The sequence below is a fragment of the Pseudoalteromonas sp. CST2 genome (assembly GCF_028599385.1).
In the GTDB taxonomy this organism is placed as follows: domain Bacteria; phylum Pseudomonadota; class Gammaproteobacteria; order Enterobacterales; family Alteromonadaceae; genus Pseudoalteromonas; species Pseudoalteromonas atlantica.
The window spans coordinates 397,149-408,520 of the sequence record NZ_JAQREO010000001.1 but is presented as its reverse complement, the minus strand read 5'-3'; the positions used below and the strand labels follow the sequence as shown (position 1 = coordinate 408,520).

Here is an 11,372-nt window from a genome sequence, read left to right as displayed (position 1 = left end):
TTGGTGCTTTATTTTTAAGTAGGCTTAGCGCATTAATGTGCGTGTGCTTCACCTGACCCTTTAGGATTACGAATACCTTCCACCATTTGTTGTATTTCAAGCGGTGTCGATTTTGTTAATTTAAGTACGGTTGCAGCAACCACAAAGTTTATTATCATCCCCACTAAGCCAATTCCTTCGGGCGAAATACCTAAGAACCAATTTTCTGGACTATTAAGCTCAGGGCTTACAAATTTAAAGAAGATAATATACGCAGCGGTAAAGCCTATACCGGTTACCATGCCAGCAATTGCGCCTTCTTTATTCATTGTTTTAGAGAATATCCCCATAATAATTGCTGGGAAGAAACTCGCCGCCGCTAAACCAAAGGCAAAGGCGACCACCGATGCAACAAACCCAGGCGGGTTAATCCCAAAGTAAGCCGATATAACAATGGCAATCATCGCAGCTAACCGTGCAGCGAGTAGCTCTTGTTTATCGCTTATGTCGGGTTTAAGGGTTCGTTTAAGTAAATCGTGCGACACTGATGTTGAAATAACCAGCAATAGCCCTGCTGTGGTTGAAAGCGCAGCAGCAATACCACCGGCCGCTACTAATGCGATTACCCATGCTGGTAAATCAGCAATTTCAGGGTTAGCCAGTACCATAATATCGCGGTCTACTTTTACTTCGTTTGCGCTTGTTGGGTCTTCTACCTTGCCGGCGGTGTAAAACATTTTGCCGTCGCCGTTTTTATCATTAAAGGTAATTAAGCCCGTGCGTTCCCAGTTTTTGATCCACGCTGGTGCTTGAGCGTACTCTGTACCGCTACCATCTTTACCGTTAATGGTGTCAATCATGTTTACGCGTGCAAACGAGGCAACCGCCGGTGCAGTAGTGTAAACAATAGCAATAAATACCAATGTCCACGCTGCTGAAATACGGGTATCTTTAACGCGTGGTACAGTGAAAAAGCGAACAATTACATGCGGTAAACCAGCAGTACCCACCATTAAAGCGCCGGTAATAGCAAATACGTCAATCATGCTTTTAGAGCCTTCGGTGTATTGTGCAAAGCCCAGCTCTGCGCTTAACCCGTCTAGCTTATCAAGTACATACATGCCTGAGCCATCACTCAATGTGGCACCAAAGCCGGTTTGCGGGAAGAAGTGGCCTGTCATCATCATTGAAATAAAGATAGCGGGCACAAGGTAGGCAAACACAAGCACACAGTACTGCGCTACTTGCGTGTAGGTAATGCCTTTCATGCCGCCAAGTACCGCATAAAAGAATACAATCACCATTCCAATGTAAACACCGGTTTCAATTTCTACTTCTAAAAAGCGCGAAAATACCACGCCTACGCCACGCATTTGTCCAGCAATGTAAGTAAAACAAATAAAGATGGCACACAAAATAGCAACAACACGTGCTGTTTGTGAGTAGTAACGATCGCCTATAAAGTCAGGTACAGTGAATTTGCCAAATTTACGTAAGTAAGGCGCTAAACACATAGCGAGTAATACATAGCCGCCAGTCCACCCCATTAAGTAAACACCGCCATCGTAACCTGCAAACGAAATAATACCCGCCATTGAAATAAACGACGCTGCGCTCATCCAATCGGCTGCGGTTGCCATACCATTGGCAAGCGGAGGTACGCCGCCCCCTGCCACGTAAAACTCATTTGTAGAGCCTGCACGCGCCCAAATTGCAATGCCGATATAAAGCGCAAAACTTAAACCAACAATTATAAATGTGAGTGTTTGAACATCCATTACCTAGCTCCTATTCGTCTACGCCGTATTTTTTATCTAACGTGTTCATTTTGAAAACGTAAACAAAAATCAAAGCTACAAAGGTGTAAATAGCGCCCTGTTGTGAAAACCAGAAGCCAAGTTTAAACCCAAAAAAACGTACTTCATTCAGTACATCTACCAGTAATATGCCAAAGCCAAATGAGACCACAAACCACACTGCTAGTAACTTAAACAGTAGTGAAATGTTTTCTGCCCAATAAGCTTTTGCTTGTTCTTCATCTTTAAAAGCCATTTCTATTTTCCCCTTTAAGCATTGCATAATTGCAATGAGTGGTTTTTTTATAGTCGGTTATTAATTTAGCAACGCGGCGTGAAGAGTGAAGTGAGACCATAGTCGTAACAGCCTGTTAACCTTTACGTAAACTGCAAATGCAATTGTATGTAAAAACACAATTACACATAATTTTCAGTAGGTTAGCTTTTCCCTAAGTGCGTTAACTGCAAAATTTAAGTGGCTTTGTGTAAAAATACGACATTAGTCTAATAAACCACCAGAAATATAAATAATCATTTAAAATCAACACAATAAAAACAACGTTAATATTTTGCATAAAATTGTGCACGCACACTTAAAGTTATCTCTGTTATTGTGTGTGGGTATAAATAATAAGGTTTAATAACAACATGACTGCTGTACTGATTTTTGTAGCATTAGGCTATATTGGGGTGCTGTTTTGGCTTGCTAATTGGGGCGATAAAACAACACCACTTGCTAAACGGATTAGCCATCATCCTTTTGTGTATTCGTTATCGTTAGGGATTTATTGTACCTCGTGGACGTACTATGGTTCGGTTGGTACCGCCGCCACCAGTAGTTGGAGCTATTTACCCATTTTATTGGGCCCTTCATTGTTGTTCTTTTTTGGCCAAGGCTTTTTACGCAAACTGGTATTAGTAAGTAAAAAACAAAACATTACCACCATTGCCGATTTTATTTCTGCCCGCTATGGTAAACGTCAAACCAGTGCAATACTGGTCACTGTTATTGCCCTACTTGCTACCATTCCCTATATTGCGCTGCAGTTAAAAGCACTCAGTACCAGCTTTTTGCTTTTGCAAAACAGCAATCAAATATCTGGCGAAATGCTTACCCTCACCGCCACGTTAATTATGGCGCTGTTTGCAATATTTTTTGGTACCCGTAAGGTAGATGTTACCGAGTACCGCTCTGGGCTTATGCTAGCAGTCGCCTTTGAGTCAATGATAAAGCTCATTGCGCTTATTGCCGTCGCTGGCTTAGCCTTGTACACCTTATTTAATTTACCCACCCTTAGCGGCGACAAAGTCACAGAGTCGGTTTGGCAACACTGGGGCAACTTTAACTTTTTTAGTTTTAACTTTATTGGCCAGTCACTTATGGCTGCCGCGGCAATAATTTGTTTACCACGACAATTTCATGTCACCGTGGTAGATAACCAAGACAAACGCCATTTATTTACTGCTCGTTGGGCTTTTCCGCTGTATTTATTACTCACCGCCGCGATGATAATTCCTATTGCTACTGCCGCAATTCACCCAAGTATTGGTAGCAGTTTTTCACCCGACAGCTTTGTATTAGCGCTACCGCTTATTCACGACCAAGCTTTTTTAAGTACCTTTGTATTTATTGGCGGGCTTTCTGCAGCCACCGCCATGATCGTGGTGGCCACACTTACGCTTAGCACCATGATCTCTAACGATGTAGTGCTGCCGCTTATGCTACGCCGTAAATTTAAGCGCAACTTAATTACCAGCAGTTATAAATCGCAAATTTTATTAGTCAGGCGCTTTACCATAGCCGGCATACTTATATTGGCTTATTTTTATCAGCAATGGTTTGGCCATGGTAGTGCGCTGGCCAGCATGGGGCTGGTGGCATTTTCGTTAGTAACGCAGCTGCTCCCAGCTATTGTGGGCGGGCTTTACTGGCGAAAAGGCCATGCTTATGGTGTATATGCGGGGCTATTAGCGGGTTTTATTTGTTGGGTATTATTTTTAATGATGCCAATTTTAGATGCCGGCAGCGCGCTTGATAGCGAGCTTCAGCAAACCCTTATTACACGCGGCACTCTGATTGCCTTATTTGCTAATATTGGTTGTTATATTAGCTTTTCGTTAGGGGCAGAAGAGCGCTTGATAGATAAAATTCAGGCGGCTGCATTTGTTAACCCTAAAGATCAGGCTATTTTATCGCGCCGCTTAAACAAAAATGTTAAAGCCACGGTTTACGACTTTAAAATACTACTGCAAACCTTTTTAGGTATTCAGCGTAGCCAACAAGTACTGGCGCACTTTTCACTTTCGCACCAGCTAAGTGACAATAATGCCCACCCCGAGCCCGAATTTATAGCCTACTGCGAACGTGCGTTAACTGGGGTGTTAGGGGCGTCTTCGGCGCAGGCGCTAATCCGTACGGTTTCATCGGGTAAACGTATGGCCTTTGAAGAGGTGGTTAACTTTTTTGACGAAACCACACAAGCATTGCAGTTTAACCAAAACCTTTTGTATACCTCGCTCGAAAACTTAAGCCATGGTATTTCGGTGGTCGATAAAGACTTAAAACTGGTGGCATGGAATAAGCGCTACAGCCAAATGTTTGGCTACCCTGACGGCTTTTTAGAAGTGGGGCAACCCATTGAAGATATAATAAGGTACAACGCAGTACGCGGTGAATGTGGCCCAGGCGAAATAGAGCGCCAAGTAGAAAAACGCGTTCAGCATTTAAAAAATGGTAGCTCGCATCACTTTATTCGCCACCGCCGTAATGGCCAAGTGTACGAAATGATAGGTAACCCCCTACCCGATGGCGGCTTTGTAACGAGTTTTTCAGACATTACAAACCATATAAGTACGCAAAATGCGCTTGAAGAAATTAACATGGATCTTGAAAACCGCATTGAGGCGCGAACTCAAGAAGTGCAAACCATTAATAAAGACTTACAAGCCCAAATAGATAGCCGAGTAAAAACAGAGCAAGCACTTACTTTAGCCAAGCGCGAAGCAGAGCAAGCCAACGACAGTAAAACGCGATTCTTAGCACTGGCAAGCCACGATATTTTACAGCCCCTTAACGCGGCGCGTTTATACCTTGCCGCCATTGATGAAAAGCAGCTTGATACAACTAACCAAAATAGCTTTAATAAGCTTGGCCACAGTTTAGACTCAACCGTGCATTTAATGTCGGCCTTACTAGAAATTGCCAAGTTAGAGCAAGGCGCAATGACCCCAACCCCTCGGCACTTTTGTATAAACGATATACTTATGCCACTGCAAAGCGAGTACGCTATTTTATCAAGCGATAAAGGCTTAAAACTAACCGTGCGTTCAAACGCACAAATTGTGCATAGCGACATTACCTACTTGCGCCGAATTATACAAAACTTGGTATCTAATGCGGTTAAATACACTGAAACAGGGCGAGTATTAATAGCGTGCAGAAACCGTAAACATAATTTACGTATAGAAGTATGGGACACCGGCCCAGGTATTAGCCAAATAGAACAAGCTAAAATATTTAACGACTTTTACCGTATAGAAGCCGGTGATAACAAAGGCGTTGGTTTAGGGCTTGGCGTTGTAAAACGTATGGCCGATTTACTTAGCTTAGAGCTTGATGTGCACTCAGAGCCCGGTAAAGGCAGCCGCTTTAGTATTGAAGTCCCCTATGGCGATGCGCAGTTTGTACAACAAAAAGCAACGGCCAGCAGTTTAGTAGAAAACCGCGACGCGATTAACATAGTCGCGGTAGACGATGACCCCGAAAACCTAGCAGCAATGGCCAGTTTACTTAAAAAGTGGCAAGCCAATTACACCTTGTTTGACGATGTAAATAAAGTACTCGCGCACGCTAAACAGCACACAGCGCCCGATGTAATTTTAATGGATTACCAATTAGGTAATGATTGCGATGGTATTTCGCTTATAAAAACACTGCGTGATATATGGCAAAGCGAAGTGCCCGCCATACTTATAACTGCCGTACGCGACACCGAGCTTAAACAAGAAACCAAAGCGGCTAATATTCATTATTTAAGTAAGCCTATTAAGCCAGGTAAGCTTAAAGCTTTACTTAATCACAGCACGTAATAGCCAATTGGCAGCAAAAAATAAGCCCAGTATTAGCTGGGCTTATTTTTTGCTTAACAAAGCGTTGGAATCCTAAATTATTAGGCTGGTTTGGCTTGGCTTCGTAGTTTTTGAAATAACCAACTAAGCCCCACTAACGACAAGCCTAAGCCAATAAACGACAGCGCTTTTAAAAGCCCCGTTAAATTAGCCATGTCCACTAAGAATACTTTTAAAATAACCGCTGCCAATAATCCTAACCCTATTTTTTGGATTAATAGCTGATTTTTTAAATGCCCTAGCACCACAGTAATAGCCCCTAACACAAGCCAAATAACCGAGTAGCTATAAAGCTCTGCGTTGCTTGCACCTGTTGATAAGTAAATATAAGGGCCTTGCCAGTATTGGCGTATAAAGCCATTAATTGCCAACACACTCAATACACCCGCTACTGTGAGTATAAATGGCGCAGCTTTTGTATACAGCGGTTTAATTAACGTATAAAGCCAAAGCACGAGACCCGCAGGCACTAACCAAAGCAAAAATAGCCAATTAAATACAAAATATTCGCCAATATAAATAGAGCTTAAAAATGGATTAGCGTTTAGTAAGGTGCTCAGTGCAGTAACACCCGCAGCACCTGCTAATGCCATGCCTGCCACTTGGTATAATTTAGCTAAGCTACCGGCAATACGAGCACGGTGTAAATATACACAACCCAGTGCAAGCCAATTACAGGTGAGTAAAGCTTGTTCGTAAAAGCTCAAAGAATCAAACTGCGGATAGTGCTCTACCAGTTGATAGCTGGTTTCGGTGGTAATAAATAACGCCAAGCAATGCAGCGCTGCGCCTTCAAGCCAAACTTTTAACTGCGATGCGTTAAAGCATTTGGCTGCAGTGTAAAATAACACCACACACAAAGGATAAACTACTAAGCTCCAGTGTACACCCAATACACTAAGCGCCTCGTAACTTGGGGTCCACGGTGACAGTGTTAGGCGAAGTAGTAATGCAGCCACCAGCGCTTTAATAGGCCAATGTGGCATAGGCACCCGATAGCGGTTTATTAACACGCTAATAAGTAAAACTTGAATAGCCAGTGCAATGGTTAGCCCGCTGTCATTTAATAACATAGTGATAGCAAGCGTGATGTTGGCATTTGCCCCCACCCAATATGTAAAGCGCTGAAAAAGCGTTGCGCCACCTATTGCGCACTTAATTAAAATGGCGCTACTTGTAAGTAGTATCACTGCCCACAATGGATAGGCTGTGGCCAACGCATGGTTTGGGATTATAGCGTATAAGGTGGCAATCATTATAAATACGCTAAACGAGGCAGTAATATGAAAAGCCAATCGTTTAGGCTGCCACTTTATACCAAAATAAAGCCCATATACGCTGAGCGCTAACCCTAAAAATATAGCGCCACCATATTGGTGCCTAAATATAAATAGCGAGTCAGAATAATCAGCATAATAAGAAGGCGTGCTTAATAGCCAGAGTACAGCTATTAACATCGCCACCCCTTGCCATAAATCCCAGCGGCTATTTTTAAGCACTAAAAACAGCAATGTTAATATGCTTAACGCATTTATTATTTGCCACTGTAAGTAGTTATTACTATCAAAAAGCATAGCCAGCAACAAAGGGACAATACAGGCAAGCATTAAAGGGTTACTAGGGAGTGCGCTTATTAGGCGCTTTAAACTATGTGGGCGAGTTTCAACCACCGCAAGTTTTAACCCCAAGCGTGGCACAGCAATTAAACCAATAACACTTAATAGCCCATACGTGCCCATAAGCCAAATGGTGCTGCTGTTAGCTAAAGTAAAGCCAACAACATACCAGCTCAAATGCCCCGCCCAAAGTAAATACCACAGCCATGCACGCTGTACTTTATACGCGACCAGCGCAGCAGATAAGCTCACAAACCCAATGTACATATAAAGCGCAAATAAATTATTGCTGCCAGTGTTAATCAGCACGGGGACACAATAAGCACCAATAATACCTAGTACGGCCAATACTGGGCCAAGCATTATTGCCATAGCGCCCGCACTTATGGCAATAACCCCAAGTACAACAAATGCTGTTAAGGGGCTGATCATGTTATAGCTGCTATACGCCAATAAGGTCAGTGCAAAGCACGTAATAAAACCCCCACTGGCAAGCGCTGCAGGTATATAGTTCTTAAACCCTTCAAATACACTATTTTTGTAATGCATATAAGCTGCGGCTGCAATTAAGCCTCCACCAAATAAACCGCCTAGGGTTAATCGCATCGTAGGAGAGAGCAACCCGGCTTCTAAACTGTACTTTGCTAAAAATATACCGCCTAACGCCAATGCGATTGCGCCTATCCAGGTCATCCAGTTTTGTTCAAAGTCGCTACGCAATTTTTCAAAAAAAGAAGTAACAAGTGTGGGTTTGAGATTTTTACTGCCTTGCTTATGTTTATTGGCAGAAGCATTAGCGGGAGGCTTTATTGCTGAAGCTGGCGTTTTTACCTGCCCACGAGGCTGACTTGGCTGATTGGATTGATTAGGACTAACTTGATTAAAAGTCGCCTCATTGCTATTTGTTTGAGCCGTATCCGCATGTTCAGCTGTGGAGCAATCGGTGCTTTTATCGGCGTTTTCACCGTGGCTTTGTGCGTTGTTAGCTAATTCTAAACTAAGTACTTTTGCTTTTAATTGGGTAATTTCTTGCTTTAAATTACTAAGTTGTGCAATTGCGACAATACCGCAAATAGCACCGGCCATTATTGCAAATGCAAATAAACCCACTATCCCTAAAAACTCATCCATGGCACGCTCTTTTTATTTATTATGTTATGAGTGTACCTAAAATTTTTAAAAGTTATAGCAATCTGCTTATATATGGGTTTATTTAATGTAAACAAAATCACGCTACAGCCAGGCAAAAAAAGCCCCAAACAATAATGCTTAGGGCTTTTACTTTCTAGAACGTGTTACATGTTACTTATTCTACGCTGTCTGTAATTGTGCGCGTTACACTCATTTTAAAGCCTGAACTGGTTGTCTCATCGTGCTCTAAAATTAAGATATAGTTACCTTCTTCGGTAAAATCTATATCGCTTTGTTGAATTAACACTATTTGTTGGCCGTTATCTTCGTATACGGCATACACAGTGTAAGCTTCATCATCTACATCAATTTCTTCTTGATCGTATCTATCTAAGCCATCAATTACATTGGTGGCGTCATCAACAGTTTCACCATTTAAGGTAAAGTACACGTCAACTTCGCTTACTGTTTGCCCTGCGTAGCTTTCAATTAGGTTAACAACCGAAATAGTATGGCTATAGCTGCTAGGTGTTAGGTTTTCCTCAACACTCATCATGCGTAAACCATTATCGACATCGTTGTAAAAAACGCCTACCGCACTTTGCTCGCGCTCTAGGGTCATTAAAAAGTTATCGGCAAGCTTAGTGCCCTCTTCATCGTACATTGCAACGCTGTAACTGTTTGGCGAAAGCTCAATGTAATCGGTGTAGGTATCGCTTGCTACCGTATTGGTATCGTTAACTGTGGTGCCACGGGTCGTGCTAAAGCTAACTGGCGAGTAATCGTCAACGGTATTTATAAAGCGCAATTGGCCTAACGCTGATTGGTGCTTTAGTGCTGTAACATAGTTATTGTCAGTCACAATATCGAGCGTGATACCATTTTCTTCTGTTGCATAGCTTGGGCGGATCATGGCTACGTAGCTTTCTTCATCGTAAAAATAAACCGACTCCGACTCATACACTACATCAGTGCTACCTGCCTCAGTGATATAAATTGTGTAGTAACCCTCATCAAGGGTTTGTAAATCTAGCTCACTTAAATACTGTGTTGATGTAAATAGTTCAGCACTTTCAAATACGCCATCATCGGTTGCTAGGTAAATATCGTAGCTAGTGTCTTCACTGGTGATATTGTAAAAACCTAAGTTAAACTCGTCTGTATCACTTGAAATGGGCACGCTTAGCTCTGTGAACGTAGGTTCGTCAAAGTTACCGCTCATTACAATTAGTTCGGTTTTGTCACCTTTGATTGATACTTCTTGTTCGCTAATTGTAATGTAGCTGTCGTTTGCATCTAAGTATTCAAAGCTTAAATCGTAAGTGCCGGTGCTGTAATTATGACGCGTGGTTACATCAGCAAAATCAGTGCCTGAGCGCTCAGTTTCGTCTACAAATAAACGCGTATATGGGCTGTTATAAGAGCCATTATATAATTGTACGTAGCCTGTATCACTTGAGCCGTCGCTGCCGCCACAACCAACTAGAATAGACATTAAACTTAGAGGTAAAGCAGCTTTCAACAGAGAGTTGGTCATTAAAGTTTCCTTATTATTAAAATCACTATTATGACTTCTTTGCTGCATTTTAATTTCATAGTTTACAAAGTATTACCCTCGCTGACAGTTCTTTACGAAAACGTTTAAAAGTGTAATAAATGTGCAAATAATAAGGATATTTGCGTAGAAAGCTTAAGGGGCTATTTTATATTGATCTCGGCCATTATTTTTAGCAACGTATAAAGCCATGTCTGCCCGCTTCATTACCTTGTCGAGGGGCTCGTTAGCGCTTTGCAGCGCCATACCAATACTTACGGTAAGCTGTTTGACCTGTTTAACTTTAATATTGTGTGCAATGTCTATTAGTTGCCCACAAAATTCAGCCGCTTGGCTTATATTACCGGTAGGCAAATAGCCGCCAAACTCCTCACCGCCTAAACGAGCAAATACTGCATTATTAACAAATGCACTATTATACTTAGTAGCTAACTGCTGTAGCACTAAGTCACCCTCATCATGGCCAAACTCATCATTAATAGCCTTAAAATGATCAATATCTATAATTAAAATAACGTAAGGCGTACTAGGGGCAGTTTTAACATGTCGATAAAAATAGCGTCTATTATGTACTTGTGTTAAGTCATCAGTAATTAGTTCGTGCGCTAAACGGTTATGTATACTTTGTACAAAACGCATGGTCTTAAATAACCCATAGGCGGTAAAAAGCATTCCCATGGTTCTGCATAAGTCTTCAAAATAAACACTCATCCAATAAGGCTGCACAACTAATTCATCTATTACATCAGCTGTTGTACCCATACTCCATAGCAATAAACCTAAAGTAGAAAACACGTACGCTTGTTTTGAAAGCTCAGAGCATTGCACTATCCAAAATAAAAATACGAGCACGATGAGATTGCAAAAATCGGTAGTAAAACCGTACACGTTATTTTGCACATCTAAAGGGGGGAAAGTATTTAAAGCATAAAGTGAGAAAACAATAATGTAGAGCAGTAACGCTATACTTACCGCCTTGTTTATCCAACTCATTTTATAAAAGTTAGACAGCCTAACGGTAAGTTGTACAGTTTCAATCTTAGGGTGGCGCTTTTTAATGCGTTATTAACAAACTATAGCACACCAGAAAAAACCGTTATAAAAGGTTACCTTACCCTGTACTTGCTGGGTTATTTCACCACCTTGAATAAAAAGGGTTGAGCAAAG

Annotated in this window: 6 protein-coding genes; 1 reads left to right on the top strand and 5 read right to left on the bottom strand. The window is 41.8% G+C overall.

Annotated elements, in window-relative coordinates; all coding sequences use genetic code 11:
* Positions 1–32: 32 nt before the first annotated feature.
* Both PSH41_RS01835 and PSH41_RS01830 read right to left on the bottom strand, forming a co-directional pair.
* Complete coding sequence (locus PSH41_RS01835) at positions 33–1,757, bottom strand: sodium:solute symporter family protein (protein ID WP_004586075.1); 1,725 nt, start codon at positions 1,755–1,757, stop codon at positions 33–35.
* A gap of 10 nt (positions 1,758–1,767) precedes the next feature.
* A complete protein-coding gene (locus PSH41_RS01830) occupies positions 1,768–2,031 on the bottom strand; it encodes a DUF4212 domain-containing protein (RefSeq protein WP_004586074.1) in 264 nt (87 codons plus the stop codon).
* A 392-nt stretch (positions 2,032–2,423) separates the two neighbouring features.
* On the opposite strand from PSH41_RS01830, the gene PSH41_RS01825 reads away from it, so the two are divergent.
* Positions 2,424–5,864 carry a PAS domain-containing hybrid sensor histidine kinase/response regulator gene (locus PSH41_RS01825; RefSeq protein ID WP_273588714.1) on the top strand — a complete coding sequence of 1,147 codons (3,441 nt, stop codon included), beginning with the start codon at positions 2,424–2,426 and terminating at the stop codon, positions 5,862–5,864.
* An 80-nt stretch (positions 5,865–5,944) separates the two neighbouring features.
* Here the strand turns inward: PSH41_RS01825 and PSH41_RS01820 are convergent, their stop codons facing one another.
* The 3 genes from PSH41_RS01820 to PSH41_RS01810 form a co-directional block, all read right to left on the bottom strand.
* Positions 5,945–8,650, bottom strand: coding sequence for a DUF2339 domain-containing protein (locus tag PSH41_RS01820; RefSeq protein ID WP_273588713.1), 2,706 nt, complete (start codon positions 8,648–8,650; stop codon positions 5,945–5,947).
* Between the two features lie 175 nt (positions 8,651–8,825).
* The gene (locus PSH41_RS01815; RefSeq protein ID WP_121637898.1) at positions 8,826–10,187 is read right to left on the bottom strand and encodes a DUF4397 domain-containing protein; all 1,362 of its coding nucleotides are present in this window, start codon (positions 10,185–10,187) and stop codon (positions 8,826–8,828) included.
* A gap of 153 nt (positions 10,188–10,340) precedes the next feature.
* Entirely contained in the window at positions 10,341–11,198 is an 858-nt protein-coding gene (locus PSH41_RS01810) for a GGDEF domain-containing protein (RefSeq protein WP_273588712.1), read from the bottom strand.
* Between the last annotated feature and the right edge of the window lie 174 nt (positions 11,199–11,372).